Origin of the sequence: Sporosarcina soli, from assembly GCF_042655805.1 — a bacterium.
In the GTDB taxonomy this organism is placed as follows: domain Bacteria; phylum Bacillota; class Bacilli; order Bacillales_A; family Planococcaceae; genus Sporosarcina; species Sporosarcina soli.
Genome location: NZ_JBHSNO010000001.1, coordinates 91997 through 107415 on the forward strand (window position 1 = coordinate 91997; position 15419 = coordinate 107415).

Here is a 15419-nt window from a genome sequence, read left to right on the forward strand (position 1 = left end):
GGAAAGTCCAGATGGCTAATCAACTGAATCAAGTATTTACAGCAAAAATTGAAGTGGATAAACCCATTGAAATCGGAAATGTAGGGAGTGGAATCAGAAGGGTTATACCGATTACCGGTGGAACATTTGAAGGCCCGGATCTAAAAGGGATCATCCTCCCAGGAGGAGCGGATTATCAGCTCATTCGCCATGATGGAGTGACGGAGGTGGTCGCCCATTATACGATTCAAACCGATGATGGGATTCCCATTTATGTTGTCAACAAAGGGTATAGACATGGTCCTAAAGCGATTATCGACAAGCTTATTCGCGGTGAAGAAGTGCCTGATGGTTCCTATTATTTTAAAACATCCCCTGTATTTGAAACGGGAAGTGAAAAGTATGACTATCTCAATAAAATGATTTTTATCGGAGAAGGCATACGGAAACCATCCTATGTGGAGATCGAGGTTTTTCAATTATAATCTAAAAGAGGATTCCCCTTTGCGCAAGGGGGAATCCTCTTTTCACAAAATGGTTAAAAGAAGTAGAGTTACCTACTAGATTTGCATGAAGTTACATAAAATTGTTTTCGCGGACAATCGTAAGGTTTTTTGCAAATTGATATTTTGCAACTTTTCACTGCTCCTGCTATGATAAAGTGGAAAATAGAAAGGGGTTCGATTGTAGTGAATATGGATTTCAACCTTTATATGAACGATATACTGAGAACAGCACGTTCTGAAATGGAAGCAAGCGGTTATGAGCAATTAACAACACCTGAACAAGTGGAGGAGGCGTTCAAGCGCTCTGGCACGACTCTTGTCATGGTCAACTCCGTTTGCGGTTGTGCGGGTGGTATCGCACGTCCAGCAGCTGCCCATGCAATCCATTATGACAAGCGTCCAGATCATCTCGTCACTGTATTTGCAGGACAGGACAAAGAGGCAACTGCACAAGCGCGTATGTTGTTTGGGGAAGATCATTTACCGTCTTCACCATCATTTGCCCTTCTGAAAGATGGAAAACTTGTTGCTGAAATTGGACGTTACGAGATTGAAGGTCATGATCCGATGTCCGTTGTGACAAATTTACAAAGCCAATTTGAGGAATATTGCGAAGAGGTCTAATCGAAAAACAGTCCAACCGTGCAAATTGCACATGTGGACTGTTTTTTGTTGTTTCCATCCCGGCTTGGGACCTGCGCCGTTTTGTCTTATGTTTGTCGCCTTCGATCGGACAACTAGCCTTTTGGACTTCTGTTACATAAACATTGTGCTCAGTCCGAACATGAGACTAGAAGCGACCATGGCGATGATCATCACTAAAACAATAACTTTTTGAACCTTCTTATTGCTCATCCGTCAAAACCCCTTAACTTTTATATGTCTATTTTAGCAGAACTGAAAGATTTCACAACATATAGCGGTTGAGTGAGATAAATTGTACAATAGGGTAAAGGGGGAATGAGGATGATGCAACAAGTCGATCATGTCGGAATTGCAGTGAAAAGCATTGACGATACACTTGGATACTATGTTCATACGCTTGGTTTGACACTGTTAGCCATTGAAGAGGTGGAAAGCCAAAAAGTTCGTGTTGCGTTCCTTGATGCTGGGAATATCAAACTGGAACTGCTGGAACCGCTTGGGGGAGACGGACCGGTCGCAAAGTTTATTGAGAAACGTGGGGAAGGAGTTCATCACATCGCTTTCGGCGTGACGGATATCCGCACAAGAATGCATGATCTTCGCGAAAAAGGAGTCCAGCTATTGCAAGATGAACCAAAAAATGGCGCTGGTGGGGCTGAAGTTGCATTCCTCCATCCGAAATCATCGTTTGGCGTCTTATATGAACTTTGCGATAAAAGCAGGAAAGGGGAATGAGGAAATGGATATTTATGAGAAGATCAACGAATTATACGATAAAAAAAGGGAAATTGAACTCGGGGGCGGAGACGAACGGATTGCCAAACAGCATGAAAAAGGAAAACTGACAGCTCGTGAGCGAATCGACTTGCTTCTTGATCCGGAGACGTTTGTGGAATTGAATCCGTTTGTCACTCATCGGACGCGCGATTTCGGAATGGACAAGCAGGTCGGACCTGGAGACGGTGTGGTGACGGGCTATGGAAAGATTGACGGTCGCCCTGTCTACTTGTTCTCGCAAGATTTCACAGTTTTCGGAGGGGCACTTGGGGAAATGCATGCCATGAAAATTGCCAATGTCATGGACCTGGCAGCTAAAAATGGTGCACCTTTTATCGGCTTGAACGATTCGGGAGGTGCCCGGATTCAAGAGGGCGTTGTTTCCCTCGATGGATATGGTGAGATCTTCTATCGCAATGCAATCTACTCCGGAGTCATTCCGCAAATCTCGGTCATACTCGGCCCTTGTGCGGGCGGTGCTGTATACTCTCCGGCGATTACGGATTTCGTATTCATGACGGATGAAACAAGCCAGATGTTCATCACCGGGCCGAAAGTGATCGAGACGGTAACAGGGGAAAAGATTTCATCTGAAAATCTAGGCGGATCGAAAGTACATAACACGATTAGCGGAAATGCACATTTCCGTGGGAAAGATGAAGAAACCGTCCTGGGAAATGTTCGAAAACTACTAAGTTATTTACCTCAAAATAATCGGGAAAAATCACCGCTTGCGGAGTATGAAGAACAAGATGACTACCGTGCCGATTTAGCGGATATTGTCCCGTATGAAACAATCAGGCCTTATGATGTCCGGAAAGTGATAGACCAAGTTGTGGATGAGAATTCTTTCATGGAAGTTCAATCTGAATTTGCAAAGAATGCCGTCGTCGGACTGGCGCGTATGAAAGGGGAAAGCATCGGACTCGTTTGTAACCAGCCACGCGTGATGGCAGGCGGTCTGGACATCGATTCCTCAGATAAAATTGCCCGATTCATCCGCTTCTGTGACTCTTTCAATATCCCGCTTATTACGTTTGAAGATGTAACCGGCTTCTTCCCAGGTATTAAACAAGAACACGGTGGCATTATCCGTCACGGCGCGAAAATCTTATATGCGTATTCGGAAGCAACCGTTCCTAAAATAACGGTTATTCTTAGAAAAGCGTTTGGTGGTGCATATGTAGCGTTGAACTCCAAATCCATCGGTGCTGATGTCGTCTATGCATGGCCGAATGCGGAAATAGCTGTTATGGGTGCGGAAGGGGCTGCCAACATAATCTTTTCCCGGGAAATCGCACAAAGCGACAATCCAGAGCAAACACGCGCGGAAAAGATCGAAGAATATCGTGAAAAATTCTCAAACCCTTATGTAGCGGCATCACATGGCATGGTCGATGATGTCATCGATCCGCGCGAAACGCGCATAAAACTATTGCAAGCCTTGGAAATGATGCGCAATAAACAAGAAATTAGACCAAAAAAGAAACATGGAAATATTCCACTATAAGGGGAGAATCATTTTGAACAAACAACGATTACTTGATGAATTTTTAGAACTTGTCCAAATCGATTCAGAAACGAAAGATGAACGGCAAATCGCGGATGTGTTGACACGGAAAATGACAGCGCTCGGATTTGACGTCGAAGAAGACGATTCGGACGATCGCACCGGCCATGGCGCAGGTAACCTCATTGCGACACTAAAAGGGACGGAAAAGGACGCTGATCCGATCTATTTCACTTGTCATATGGACACAGTCGTTCCCGGACAAGGCGTTAAACCTGAATTACGTGAGGACGGCTACGTCTATTCCGATGGCACGACTATTCTTGGAGCAGACGATAAGGCAGGGATTGCTGCTCTGTTTGAAATGGCTCGTACGTTGAAAGAAAGCGGACAGCCTCATGGTGATATTCAGTTTATCATTACGGCGGGTGAGGAGAGCGGACTTGTGGGCGCCAAAGAAATGGATGCGTCATTGATCACAGCGAAATACGGTTATGCGGTCGATAGTGATGGAAAAGTGGGCGGTATCGTGACTGCCGCACCTTACCAAGCGAAATTGCAGACGACAATCCACGGGAAAACTGCACATGCCGGTGTAGCACCTGAAAAAGGAGTTTCTGCCATTAATATTGCGGCAAAATCCATTGCTGCCATGTCACTTGGACGTATCGACCCGGAAACCACAGCGAATATTGGTCGGTTTGAAGGAGGACAGGCGACGAACATCGTCTGTGATGAAGTGCATATTCTAGCGGAGGCGCGCTCTATTGATCCGGACAAGTTGACTGAACAGACAGAACATATGGTGCGGACGTATGAACGTACAGCTGAATTGATGGGTGGGAAAGCGGAAACAGAAGTCCAAATTATGTATCCCGGTTTCAGATTCACAGAAGAGGCTTCCGTCGTGCAGACAGCAATGCAAGCGATCAGGAATATTGGACGGACTCCCGAATTGATGACGAGCGGTGGCGGAAGTGATGGAAATATTTTTAATGGCGCTGGTATTCCGACGGTAACGTTGTCGGTTGGCTACGAGGAAATCCATACGAAAAATGAACGGATGCCTGTTGAGGAACTGAACAAACTGACAGAATTATTACTGGAAATTGTTCGGGTTGCTGCCGATAAGTGAAGGAGAGATTTCTTGATGAATGATGTAAAAGCGGTTATTGTCCAATGTGGAAATGAAGAGTATGCCATTCCCGTGGAGGCGGTCGTCTCCATTGAACGGTTAGGACAAGTGAATCCGATTCCACATCTACCCGATTATTTACTTGGATTGATGCGAATCCGTGAGGAACTAGTGCCTATTTTGGATTTCGAACAAATTTTATATGGACGAAGTGCAAAAGGGCATGCGGATGCCAGGGTAGTTGTTGTGCAGACGGAAAACTTATTTATCGGTTTGCTCGTTTTGGATGCAAAGGAGATTTTAGACATACCTGAAAATACGATGACATCTTCCGGATTGATGGCTTATTCACGGACACCGTATTTCACGACCGTTGCCAATTTGGAAAATCGGATGATCACCGTAGTGAGCCCCGCCATTTTATCCGAAACCTTGACAGGGATGGATGACATTCACGAATACGTCGAGGCTCAATTAGTACAAGAACAATAATGCAAAAACCGGGCAGTTTCTTCTGTCCGGTTTTTGCATTATAATGGGTACTACGTTGATGGGAGGGAAATGTGATGACAATGGTTGGCGAATCTCATGCAAGAGTGATTCTTCATCTTGATATGAATAGCTTTTTCGCATCCGTAGAACAAGCGCATGACCCTTCTTTAAAAGGGATTGCGATGGCTGTAGCGGGCAACCCAAAAGAGCGTCGGGGGATTCTAGTTACTTGTTCGTATGAAGCAAGGGCGTTTGGCATTTACACGACAATGACGGTCGGAGAAGCGAAAAGGCTCTGTCCAGAGTTAGTCATCGTTCCTCCAGACTTTGAAAAATATCGAACTGCCTCGACAGCAGTTTTCGATTTATTGCGTTCGTATACGGAGCTTGTAGAACCTGTTTCGATTGACGAAGCCTATATTGATATCACCTCAATTGGCGGATTGACCCATGCTATTGAGATTGCGACTGAGATGCAACAACGAATTTTACGGGAATTAGATTTGCCTTGTTCCATTGGAATTGCTCCGAATAAGTTTCTTGCTAAAACCGCCTCGGATATGAAAAAGCCAATGGGAATCACCATCTTAAGAAAGCGGGAAGTAGAGTCCATCCTTTGGCCGCTTCCGATTATCGACATGCATGGTGTCGGAAAAAGTACAGAGAAGAAAATGCATACACTTGATATTTACACGATCGGCGATCTTGCTCAAAAAGATGAAACAATCATTAAAACGGCCCTTGGCAAACATGGCCTCCGGCTTCGGAACCGGGCGAATGGCATCGATCACCGGCTGGTTGACCCGGAAGCGGCAGATGAGCGGAAAAGCGTAGGCAGTTCAACGACGTTGCCCATTGATGAAACGGATTATGAAGGATGCCTTAAAGTATTCAAGTGGCTTTCAGCGAAAGTGGCAGATAGGCTGGATAAGCGGCAGCTAGCTGGGACAGTTGTGATGATCCAAATCCGCACGGCCGATTGGCGCAATCAGACGCGCAGCCGAACTGTACATAATCCGCTCTATGAGGAACAAGATATTTATAAAGAAGCGATCGACCTATTCAAGCGTCATTGGGATGGGGAACCCGTTCGTCTTCTTGGCATCACTGTGTCGAACGTTGTTCCGATGAATGAATTGAACGAACAACTATCGATTTACAATTTTGAAAAATATGCTAAAGAAGAGGCGGTAAATGATCTATTATCGCAAATCGAGCAGAGATTCGGTCCGGGTACCGTCAAGCGGGGGAATGGGTGAGAGGAGACTATTTATTATGGAATTGCAATTTTTAGGGACAGGCGCAGGCATGCCGTCCAAATTACGGAATACATCGGCTGTCGTTCTAAATCTATCGGCTGAGGGAGAAGGTTATTGGCTGTTCGATTGCGGGGAAGCGACGCAGCACCAAATTTTACATACATCATTGAAACCGCGAAAGATCGCAAAGATTTTCATTACACATCTTCACGGTGACCATATATTCGGCTTGCCGGGATTGATTGGTTCCCGTTCTTTTTTAGGCGGTGATGAACCGCTTGATATCTACGGCCCACTAGGACTGCGCGAATGGCTAGAAACAACGCTTCGCATTACGCAAACGCATTTGAATTATACACTGCGTATTCACGAAATCGAAGAGGGTGTTATCTTTGAAGACGAGAATTTCCGGGTAATTACCCAAAGCTTGCGGCACGTCATTCCTTGCTACGGCTATCGGGTTGAACAAAAGCCATTGCTAGGTAAATTGCTGATCGACAAAGCGGTGGGGGCAGGAGTACCGAAAGGCCCTCTCTTGAAGCGGCTGAAAGATGGGGAAGATGTGACGCTGGATGATGGCCGGGTCGTTTTAAGCAAAGAAGTCACCGGTGCACCGCAAGAAGGTTTTACAGTCGCTATTCTTGGTGATACAAGCTATTGTGATTCTGCGGTAGAACTGGCTTCTGGAGCAGATATACTTGTGCACGAAGCGACATTCGATCTGGAGACTGGCAATTTGGCAAAAGAATATGGCCACTCGACAATCGGTGATGCCGCTTCTGTTGCGAACGAAGCTCGGGTGGAAGCGTTGATCGCCAATCATATTAGTGCACGCTTCATGCCGAGTGATATAGCAAAGTTGAAAGTGCAAGGAGAAACCATTTTCCCGACACTTCATATTGCAGAAGACTTTGCACGTTTTGAATGGAAAGATGGGGAAATGATCCGTTTGGAGGATTAGCGAGCGCATGTGGTTGAATTGTTTGAATAGTCTTTATATATTTCCTGGGAAATGAGAGCACCCCGATTTCATCTTCAGAGAAGGCGAAATCGGGGGTTTAGCATCAATTACGCCTCGGCGTAATTGCGTCCAGATTTTGAATTGCGAATCGAACAACAAAGGGTTCGATTTGCCTTAATTTCTGCGATCTTTGCAGAAATTAAGGCACTTTCCTTTTAGAATGTCGCGCACTTAGACTGCCTTCCATTATTCGTTCAGCCGGCGTTTGAACACCCGCTGAAAAGGAAACAAAACTGCATTCATCTCGCCACCTATAGAGATGGGAGTTTTCTGTAGCTGACGCTTCGCTTTCAGTACAAAAAGATTTCCTGAATGAAGATAAAAAGCATTATTTCACTGTGAGGACTTCTCCCTTTGTCATTTTTTTCAGTTCATCCGGGGTCAATGAAAAGACCACTTTCGGATGACCTGCTGCGGCCCAGATCATTTCATATTGAAACAGATCCTCATCGATTAAAGTCCGTACAGGCTTTTTATGCCCTAAAGGAGGAACCCCACCAATGACAAATCCCGTCGCTTCACGAACAAAGTCTGCGTCGGCTTTTCCTAACTTTTCATTGAGTTTTTGGGCAATGGACTTTTCATTAACCCGATTGATGCCACTTGTGACGACTAGAAGTGGTTCATCTGTACTTTTCAACCGGAAAATAATGGACTTGGCGATTTGCGCCACTTCGCAACCTAAAGCATCCGCTGCCTCTTGTGCCGTACGCGCACTGTCTTCTAAAACGACTACTTCATTGGGATGACCTAATTCTTGTAATGTATCTTGTATCACTTGAGAATTCGCTGTTAACTTTTGCATTGAATTCAACTCCTTCCATTATTATCACTATAGTCAGAATAAATAATTCTTCTTCAATATATCATATCTTTCGAAAGAAAAAGGACTTTCGATTAAGAGAGTCCCAAAACTGTTTTTCTTTAGAATCTCCAACCTCGCTCATACTGTTTGGGGGCAGGAATTTCCACTCCTAGTTCTCTTGCCGCCGTATAGGGCCAGTAAGGATCGCGAAGAAGTTCCCGTGCAAGCAACACCATATCCGCACGGTTATTTTTCAATATTTCTTCCGCTTGGATGCCTGTTGTGATAAGACCTACAGCGCCTGTTGCAATATTCGCCCCTTCTTTGATCGTTTCAGCAAACTTCACTTGATAGCCAGGATATGCATCAATTTTAGCTGGAACAACCGCCCCGGAACTGACATCGATCAAATCCACGCCTTGCTCTTTCATCCACTTTGCCATTTCTACGTATGCTTCGGCTGTCATGCCGCCCTCCGTATAATCATGCGCGGAAATGCGGACGAAGAGAGGATCTTCCCAAATCGAACGTACTTCATCGATGATTTCGCGCAGAATACGGTATCGGTTTTCACTGGAGCCGCCATATACATCCGTCCGTTTATTGGATAAGGGCGACAAGAACTCATTGATCAAATAACCATGAGCACCATGCAATTCAATGACATCGAAGCCGGCTTTCTTTGCACGCATAGCGCCAGCTTTAAAGGCCTGTATCGTTTCTTTAATATCCTCGACAGTCATTTCAATGGGTGTTTTATATTTATCATTGAACGCAATCGCTGACGGTGCCTGAATATCTCCATCGACAGTCGCTTTCCGACCGGCATGTGCGAGTTGGATGCCTGTTTTTGCCCCGTGTTGCTGGGTGAGTTGCACGATTTCTGCAAGACCGTCGATATGCTCATCACTCCAAATGCCCAAGTCTTGTGCAGAAATACGCCCTTGCGGTTGTACTGCCGTCGCCTCAACGATAATGAGCCCCACCTGGCCGACTGCGCGTGTTGCATAATGGGTCCTATGCCATTCCTGAACCATTCCATCCTCATTATGGCTTGAGTACATGCACATTGGCGCCATAACGATCCGGTTTTTAAATTCAACTTCGCGGATTGCATACGATTCAAACAATTTCACCATATTCTCGCCCTCCCTATATCTTGACTACATCAGTATAGCAAAGTGGGAAGTGAAGACCGAATATTCAGCTCAGTCTTTTCGGGGAGGCAGTTTATATCTTGTGCATTTACACTAGACCTCTAACAGCGGTGTGATTCCGTTTTTTTCTTGAATGTGGGTTGGGCATACTTTGGATTGCGTACACGATTATGAACAAGGTCAAGAAAAGTTCTGCGGTGATAAGCGCATCAGTAAATCAAAATTCATAATCTGGAGCACATGATCTTGAAATAGATTTTCAATTTCATTGTATCGATTTCCAAAAGTGATTTACATAGAAGACAGTTTCCAAGCAACTGGATGCCGAGAAACTGTCCTTTCTTCTTGCTTATCGAGAATAATCGTGAAACACTTAAGGGGAAAGCGTATATATAAGGATCTATTATAATACATAGTAAGATATTGAAAACGATTGATTGACATAATCAAAATTCACTGGTTATGTAGGAGGAGGGATGAAATGAATAGAATTGTCTTTGGCTTGTTAGTGGTATTAACCACTGCTTTGATGGGTTCTTCGTTTGCGGTCGGGAAAATGGGGCTCGACTATGCAACTCCTCTTTTATTGGTAGCCATTCGATTTACAATTGCGGGGGTACTTTTTGCGCTCATTGTTAAATTATTCAAAAGGCCACATCCGAAAGAATTTGTCAATTGGATGTGGATTGTAGTGATAGGATTTTTTCAAACAGCAGGTGTGATGGGCGGCATTTTTTTAGCATTACGAACGATAACATCAGGTGAAACTTCAATATTAACGTTTACCAACCCATTGCTTGTTGTCGTTTTTGGAACAATCTTTTTACAAATCCGGTATGGTCTCAGGCAATGGATGGGTGTATTATGTGGATTTGTCGGGGTGTTCATTACGTTGGGGGCAAATTTGAATTTCGAAGTGGGAACTTTGTTCGGATTTTTAGCGGCCGTTTCATGGGCTGTGTCTACTTTGGTTATCAAAATCCATGGACATAAATTCGATACATGGGTATTGACAGCCTATCAATTATTGTTTGGCGGTTTGATTTTATTTGCGGCAAGTTTTCTTCTGGAACAACCTAAATTCATCATCAACTCTTCATCCATATTCATCGTATTATGGCTTGCCATACCGGCTTCCATCGTTCAATTTTCGATTTGGTTTCACCTATTGAAAAAGGGGAATCCGGAGAAGACAAGTGCTTTCTTATTTTTAGCGCCGTTTTTTGGCGTTTTGTCCGGTTGGCTTATTCTCGGAGAACGTTTGGCATGGTTTACTTTGTTAGGTGGTGTACTTATATTTCTTGGCATCTTTTTCGTCAATTGGCAGGCAGACATGCGATTTGACTTTTTCAAAAGAATGTTGCCGGCTAAGACAAAGTACCAAAAACAAACCTTGGATTAGAAAGTCCTTGAACAGTAAAAAATGTTAGCTCCATTCAAACAACGAAGCACCTCTTGGTACGATAAACGTATCAAGAGGTGCTTTTCTGATGCTCAATAAAAATTAACGAACATCCCTGTTACACTACATCTGGATCATAAAAGTTCTTTACCCCGTATTGCTACTTAAAATACTATTTCGAGCATTTGCACATTCAAATATAAATATTTTTTTATAATTATATATAGTAAATAAGCATTTTACAATGTTTTCGGAATAAACTATACTATTTTGTAATGGGCGGCCACCTAGCAACTTTAAAAATTATGATCAGTATGCCCAAGTTTGGTAGTTAGTCTACTTGAGCCAGCAACTTTAAAATAATGAATAGGTGGGAGAATAATGATAGAGAAAGCGATTCAAGATATTTATCCAGATAATTTTGCTTGGTGTTATGGATGTGGTCGGCTGAATGAGGAGGGGCATCAACTTCGAACCATTTGGCAAGGGGAACAGACCATTACCAGCTATAAACCCGAGCCGAAATATATGGGATTCCGGGATTCGTCTATGGCGGGATGATTGCTTCATTGATCGATTGCCATGGGACAGGTTCTGCTACACTTGCTTTACATCGTAAAAATGGTCACGAAATCGGAGATGGGACTGAGCCGCCTCGATTTGTTACAGCCTCACTGAACGTGGAATTCCTAAAACCAACCCCGCAAGACGTTCCATTAAAAGCCATTGGGCATGTGGAAGAGATCCATCCAAAAAGGTGGAAGGTTCAAACTGAGATATTTGCTGATGAAATTCTTTGTGCTCGTGGGGAAGTGGTTGCTGTAGTAATGCCTAGTACATTTAAAAAATAGATGAAAGAATTTCAACTGCCGGAGGTCATGTGGAATGTATGTAAGTCAACTCATAGTTGGGGGATACCATGAATCATAACAAGCGTCTCTACTTTGGCTGGTATATTGTCATTTTCGCTGGCATTATCGTCTTGCTTACAACAGGATTACGGATGGGGATTGGACCTTTTGTTAATCCTATTATGAATGATTTAGGGTTGTCGCGGACTGAATTATCACTTATTATTTCGATTGGAATGATTGCTTATGGAATTGGTATGCCCATCGCAGGTGTTCTTTTAAAAGCCTTTAATACCCGGGTTTTGTTGCTGATTGGGCTGACCATTGTCTGTGTTTCGATTGGTTGGACAATTTTCTCAAAAGGGGTAATTTCCTTTCTGTTATCCTATGGAGTGTTCCTGTCGATTGGTCTTGCCTTTTTAAGCAGCGTAAGTTTGTCGCCGATTATCAGCAAATGGTTTGTCCGAGAGGGAAAGCACTTTTTTATTTGACGACAGGGAGTATGGCCGGGATTGCCGTAATAACACCCGTCGAAACTTGGTTGATCGACATGATTGGCTGGCACAATACCCTCTTATTATTTGGAGGTATATTTATCTGTCTCGTTCTTCCTTCAGCAATTTTTATCTTTCGGGAGGATGTACCGGAAGGGGCTGATGGTCAGGGGACTGCCAACGTAAAAACTAGACAGGAGGCTCCGGCGAATTTCACCTTAAAGGATGCACTTAAGACACTAACGTATTGGAAAATTATTTTTGTCTTATTTGCTTGCGGTTTCGGAATGAATTTATTAGGCTCACATGGTGTCCCAATGTTGATGGATCATGATTTTGCACCTATGACCGCATCCTTTGGAGTGGGGCTGATTGGAATAGTCGCCATCTTCGGCACCCTATTTTTAGGACAGTTTGCGGATCGTTTTCCACGAAAAAATATTTTGTTTTTAGTATTTTTTGTCCGTGGACTTGGATTTTTCGGGCTTGTGTTGTCGGTGGCCACTTGGCAGCTCTTTCTTGTTTCCGCTGTCGCCGGATTGGTATGGGCCGGTTCGGTGGCCATGGCCACCGCGATCTTAAGTGACTTATATGGAGTACGGCTATTAGGGATTTTAAATGGATTGGCTTATTTTGTTGGGCACCAAATTGGAGCAGCTATTGGGTCATTCCTGGGAGGTTGGGGATTTGAAATGTTTGGAACACACTTCTTTTCCTTTAGCGCCGCAGGAATCCTTGCGCTACTAGCTAGTTTTGTCTCTATTACACTGCCCCAAAGTCTATCTTTCTCCAAGAAATTAAGAATGGCAAAAAACATAACATAACGGTGAGACAATATGGGGGGAAAACAGCATCGGTACTTCGTTGTCAGACGTCATGTGTGAATTTCACATGGTGCTTGACAATGTCAAAAGGATAACTCGTGTCAATCTTTCAAGCCTGTCGTGATACAAGATGTATCGTGATAGGCTTTTGATACATTTGAATAGCATTTCGCAAGGTGTTCAAAATGCGGTGGATCGAGTATTCCTCCTTCAATGAAGTAATTAATTGAAGCATTATGAAAAACCTTCTGATCAGGCACCTCGTCTAATAGTCAGGAAGGGGGGAGGAAAGTGGAGGAATTACTAGCTGAAACCATTGAAATTGAAGACAAAGATGCTTTGATCGATGAACTGATGGAGCGGTATGGACAGGATCTCTTAAGGCTTGTCTATTCTTATGTGAACAATAGCCAAATTGCAGAGGATTTGACGCAAGATATATTTGTAAAATGCTACAAATCGCTTCATACATATAGCGGAAAATCAAAACTTAGAACATGGCTATGGCGGATTGCCATTAATCATTGCAAGGATTACTTAAAGAGCTGGTATAACAGAAACGTATTGGTGACAGAAGAAGAGCCGGCCAACTATCGGACTGCGAAACAAATGGTCGAGGATGCTGTCATCCAAAAAGAAGAGGACAATCAATTGATCGCTGCAATCATGACTCTTCCTATTAAATATAGGGAAGTGATTTATCTCTTTTATTATGAAGAATTGTTAATTAAAGAAATTGCTGTTCTAACGGAAGTGAGTGCAAATACAGTGAAAACGAGACTCAGACGTGCCAAGGAGTTACTGAAAGAACGATTGGAGCGATAACAAATGGATGAACGCCTAAAAAGATTGAGAAATTCCATGGATACGACTACATTTTCCCAGTTAAACTTTACGGAACAGCATCGGGGGAAAATTCGGGAGAAAATCAGCAAAGAAAATGACAGGGAAGAAGACGTGTTATTCGCCGTCATGCAGCTTCTCGTTCAAGAGAAAACAGGATTTGAATTGGTACAATTACTGTGTGGACGGGGACTGCGCACATTTGAAGATAATGAGGGGAACTTATATGCCCTGTTACACGAGCTTGAACAGGAGGGTTGTCTCCACGCTAGCTGGAACGAATCGAATGTGAAATATTATCAACTGAGCAATAAAGGAAGAAGACGATTACGTACAGCAGAAAAACAATCTACTTCGAAGCTGTTTGCTTTTAATAAATTAGTAGGCGAGGGGGAGTGAAAGACAAGTGGAAAAAAAGGGTCAATCTTATTTAAGGGAAGTTAGGGAGCGAATCAAATCAAAAGAGGCGAAGGATTTTGTTTCTGCTGAACTAGATTCTCATATTAGAGAGGCGAAGCACGAATGGATGAAAAAGGGGTTAGATGAAGCGGAAGCAGAAGAAAAGGCGGTCGGACAAATGGGAAGTCCGGTCACTCTTGGACAAAAGCTGAACAAGCTTCATCGTCCAAAGGTGGATTGGCTGACGATGATATTGTTAGTTGCTACTATGGGACTAGGGTTTATCCCGATTTTATTCGTCGATCCTGATTATTCCTTACGGATCGGCATGGATGCCGGCGATTTTTTTAAGCACAAAGCTATCTTTGCTTTTTTAGGTGGAGCAGTGGTTTGGGGAATGATGCTGCTGGATTATCGGAAAATAGCTAAGCTAGGCTGGTTGTTTTACATAATCGGAGTACTCATTCTTTTAACGATAAATTTATTTTCAACAGGAATCGTAGATGGAGTTCCTATTGTAGTGTTAGGTCCTTTAACAATTGAAAGCTTAATGGCCATCCCATTCTTTTTTCTTGCCTGGGCATCTTTTTTCAATAACAAAAAGTTGAAGCTATGGCATTTAGGTCTCTTGTTTTTTCATTCTTGTTATTTACTTTTGATGGTACCGAGCACCTCAACTATTTACATCTACGTTGTTATGGTATTTGTCCTATTTTGGTGGAGCAAATTTAGCAGGAAACAGATTTTAACTACTATGATTTTATCCATGGGCTCATGTTTAATGGCAGTCGGTGTTTTATGGCCATTAACAAGCCCTTATCAAAAAGTAAGGCTTTTGGCTTTTTTAAACCCTGAAAAATATTCAAATGATGAAGGGTTTATGATATTACATATTAAAGAGCTCCTAGCAAAAGCGGGCTGGTTTGGAAACTCCACCCCATTGGAATTACTTCCAGGAGCGCATACCGATTTTGTCTTTGTAGGTTTTACGTACCACTATGGCTGGTTTCTTGCTGCTGTTCTTGTTTTAATCCTTTGCCTACTTGTGGCAAGGATCATTGTCATCAGCTATAAGATCCATGATCCATATGGCAAGCTTCTTCTTATCGGTGCGGTTGCTCTTTATACGGTTCAATTGGTTAGTAATATCTGCATGACACTCGGGTTCTTCCCGATGACCTCTATGTCTTTGCCATTTATTAGTTATGGATTGATGCCGATTTTGCTAAACTCCTTTTTAATTGGTGTCGTGTTGAGTGTTTATCGTCGTAAAGATTTAATGTATCGCCATTCGATTCCTCTCTCTAACTAAAAGCAATG

Annotated in this window: 17 protein-coding genes and 1 pseudogene; 15 read left to right on the forward strand and 3 right to left on the reverse strand. The window is 43.3% G+C overall.

Annotated features, from left to right (window positions below):
- Nucleotides 1-11 precede the first annotated feature (11 nt).
- Nucleotides 12-464 (forward strand): DUF3237 domain-containing protein, encoded by a 453-nt coding sequence (locus ACFPRA_RS00375; RefSeq protein WP_381429308.1) that lies wholly within the window; start codon nt 12-14, stop codon nt 462-464.
- A gap of 204 nt (nt 465-668) precedes the next feature.
- On the forward strand, nt 669-1109 hold the full coding sequence (locus ACFPRA_RS00380) for a BrxA/BrxB family bacilliredoxin (RefSeq protein ID WP_381429310.1): 441 nt from the start codon (nt 669-671) through the stop codon (nt 1107-1109).
- 132 nt (nt 1110-1241) lie between these two features.
- On the opposite strand, the gene prli42 is transcribed toward ACFPRA_RS00380, so the two are convergent.
- Complete coding sequence (gene prli42 / locus ACFPRA_RS00385; protein ID WP_239391246.1) at nt 1242-1340, reverse strand: stressosome-associated protein Prli42; 99 nt, start codon at nt 1338-1340, stop codon at nt 1242-1244.
- Between the two features lie 114 nt (nt 1341-1454).
- Between prli42 and mce the strand changes: the two genes are divergently transcribed.
- From mce to rnz, 6 genes are all read left to right on the forward strand, one after another.
- Nucleotides 1455-1865 (forward strand): methylmalonyl-CoA epimerase, encoded by a 411-nt coding sequence (mce, locus tag ACFPRA_RS00390; RefSeq protein WP_381430516.1) that lies wholly within the window; start codon nt 1455-1457, stop codon nt 1863-1865.
- Between the two features lie 4 nt (nt 1866-1869).
- A complete protein-coding gene (locus ACFPRA_RS00395; protein ID WP_381429313.1) occupies nt 1870-3417 on the forward strand; it encodes an acyl-CoA carboxylase subunit beta in 1548 nt (515 codons plus the stop codon).
- 13 nt (nt 3418-3430) lie between these two features.
- Complete coding sequence (locus ACFPRA_RS00400; protein ID WP_381429315.1) at nt 3431-4552, forward strand: M20/M25/M40 family metallo-hydrolase; 1122 nt, start codon at nt 3431-3433, stop codon at nt 4550-4552.
- 15 nt (nt 4553-4567) lie between these two features.
- Complete coding sequence (locus ACFPRA_RS00405) at nt 4568-5044, forward strand: chemotaxis protein CheW (RefSeq protein ID WP_381429317.1); 477 nt, start codon at nt 4568-4570, stop codon at nt 5042-5044.
- 74 nt (nt 5045-5118) lie between these two features.
- Nucleotides 5119-6303 carry a DNA polymerase IV gene (locus tag ACFPRA_RS00410; RefSeq protein ID WP_381429319.1) on the forward strand — a complete coding sequence of 395 codons (1185 nt, stop codon included), beginning with the start codon at nt 5119-5121 and terminating at the stop codon, nt 6301-6303.
- 16 nt (nt 6304-6319) lie between these two features.
- Nucleotides 6320-7264 (forward strand): ribonuclease Z, encoded by a 945-nt coding sequence (gene rnz, locus ACFPRA_RS00415; RefSeq protein WP_381429321.1) that lies wholly within the window; start codon nt 6320-6322, stop codon nt 7262-7264.
- A 388-nt stretch (nt 7265-7652) separates the two neighbouring features.
- Here the strand turns inward: rnz and ACFPRA_RS00420 are convergent, their stop codons facing one another.
- A complete protein-coding gene (locus tag ACFPRA_RS00420) occupies nt 7653-8129 on the reverse strand; it encodes a YbaK/EbsC family protein (protein ID WP_381429323.1) in 477 nt (158 codons plus the stop codon).
- A 119-nt stretch (nt 8130-8248) separates the two neighbouring features.
- On the reverse strand, nt 8249-9268 hold the full coding sequence (namA, locus tag ACFPRA_RS00425; protein WP_381429325.1) for an NADPH dehydrogenase NamA: 1020 nt from the start codon (nt 9266-9268) through the stop codon (nt 8249-8251).
- A gap of 499 nt (nt 9269-9767) precedes the next feature.
- Between namA and ACFPRA_RS00430 the strand changes: the two genes are divergently transcribed.
- The 7 genes and pseudogenes from ACFPRA_RS00430 (at nt 9768) to ACFPRA_RS00460 (ending at nt 15411) form a co-directional block, all read left to right on the forward strand.
- Entirely contained in the window at nt 9768-10688 is a 921-nt protein-coding gene (locus tag ACFPRA_RS00430) for a DMT family transporter (protein ID WP_381429327.1), read from the forward strand.
- A 381-nt stretch (nt 10689-11069) separates the two neighbouring features.
- A pseudogene (locus ACFPRA_RS00435) lies at nt 11070-11539 on the forward strand (PaaI family thioesterase).
- Nucleotides 11540-11607: 68 nt separating this feature from the next.
- Nucleotides 11608-12030, forward strand: coding sequence for an MFS transporter (locus ACFPRA_RS00440; RefSeq protein WP_381429329.1), 423 nt, complete (start codon nt 11608-11610; stop codon nt 12028-12030).
- 11 nt (nt 12031-12041) lie between these two features.
- Entirely contained in the window at nt 12042-12857 is an 816-nt protein-coding gene (locus ACFPRA_RS00445; RefSeq protein WP_381429331.1) for an MFS transporter, read from the forward strand.
- Between the two features lie 291 nt (nt 12858-13148).
- Entirely contained in the window at nt 13149-13682 is a 534-nt protein-coding gene (locus tag ACFPRA_RS00450; RefSeq protein WP_381429334.1) for a sigma-70 family RNA polymerase sigma factor, read from the forward strand.
- A 3-nt stretch (nt 13683-13685) separates the two neighbouring features.
- A complete protein-coding gene (locus ACFPRA_RS00455; RefSeq protein ID WP_381429336.1) occupies nt 13686-14099 on the forward strand; it encodes a PadR family transcriptional regulator in 414 nt (137 codons plus the stop codon).
- Between the two features lie 7 nt (nt 14100-14106).
- Nucleotides 14107-15411 carry an FtsW/RodA/SpoVE family cell cycle protein gene (locus ACFPRA_RS00460; RefSeq protein ID WP_381429338.1) on the forward strand — a complete coding sequence of 435 codons (1305 nt, stop codon included), beginning with the start codon at nt 14107-14109 and terminating at the stop codon, nt 15409-15411.
- The last annotated feature ends 8 nt before the right edge of the window (nt 15412-15419 follow it).

What these genes read in the sequence shown, in the direction of transcription:
- ACFPRA_RS00375 (WP_381429308.1), top strand. Translation starts at nt 12, where the DNA reads ATGGCTAATCAACTGAATCAAGTATTTACAGCAAAAATTGAAGTGGAT.
- prli42 (WP_239391246.1), bottom strand. Translation starts at nt 1,340, where the DNA reads ATGAGCAATAAGAAGGTTCAAAAAGTTATTGTTTTAGTGATGATCATC.
- mce (WP_381430516.1), top strand. Translation starts at nt 1,455, where the DNA reads ATGCAACAAGTCGATCATGTCGGAATTGCAGTGAAAAGCATTGACGAT.
- ACFPRA_RS00395 (WP_381429313.1), top strand. Translation starts at nt 1,870, where the DNA reads ATGGATATTTATGAGAAGATCAACGAATTATACGATAAAAAAAGGGAA.
- ACFPRA_RS00405 (WP_381429317.1), top strand. Translation starts at nt 4,568, where the DNA reads ATGAATGATGTAAAAGCGGTTATTGTCCAATGTGGAAATGAAGAGTAT.
- ACFPRA_RS00410 (WP_381429319.1), top strand. Translation starts at nt 5,119, where the DNA reads ATGACAATGGTTGGCGAATCTCATGCAAGAGTGATTCTTCATCTTGAT.
- rnz (WP_381429321.1), top strand. Translation starts at nt 6,320, where the DNA reads ATGGAATTGCAATTTTTAGGGACAGGCGCAGGCATGCCGTCCAAATTA.
- ACFPRA_RS00420 (WP_381429323.1), bottom strand. Translation starts at nt 8,129, where the DNA reads ATGCAAAAGTTAACAGCGAATTCTCAAGTGATACAAGATACATTACAA.
- namA (WP_381429325.1), bottom strand. Translation starts at nt 9,268, where the DNA reads ATGGTGAAATTGTTTGAATCGTATGCAATCCGCGAAGTTGAATTTAAA.
- ACFPRA_RS00430 (WP_381429327.1), top strand. Translation starts at nt 9,768, where the DNA reads ATGAATAGAATTGTCTTTGGCTTGTTAGTGGTATTAACCACTGCTTTG.
- ACFPRA_RS00440 (WP_381429329.1), top strand. Translation starts at nt 11,608, where the DNA reads ATGAATCATAACAAGCGTCTCTACTTTGGCTGGTATATTGTCATTTTC.
- ACFPRA_RS00445 (WP_381429331.1), top strand. Translation starts at nt 12,042, where the DNA reads ATGGCCGGGATTGCCGTAATAACACCCGTCGAAACTTGGTTGATCGAC.
- ACFPRA_RS00455 (WP_381429336.1), top strand. Translation starts at nt 13,686, where the DNA reads ATGGATGAACGCCTAAAAAGATTGAGAAATTCCATGGATACGACTACA.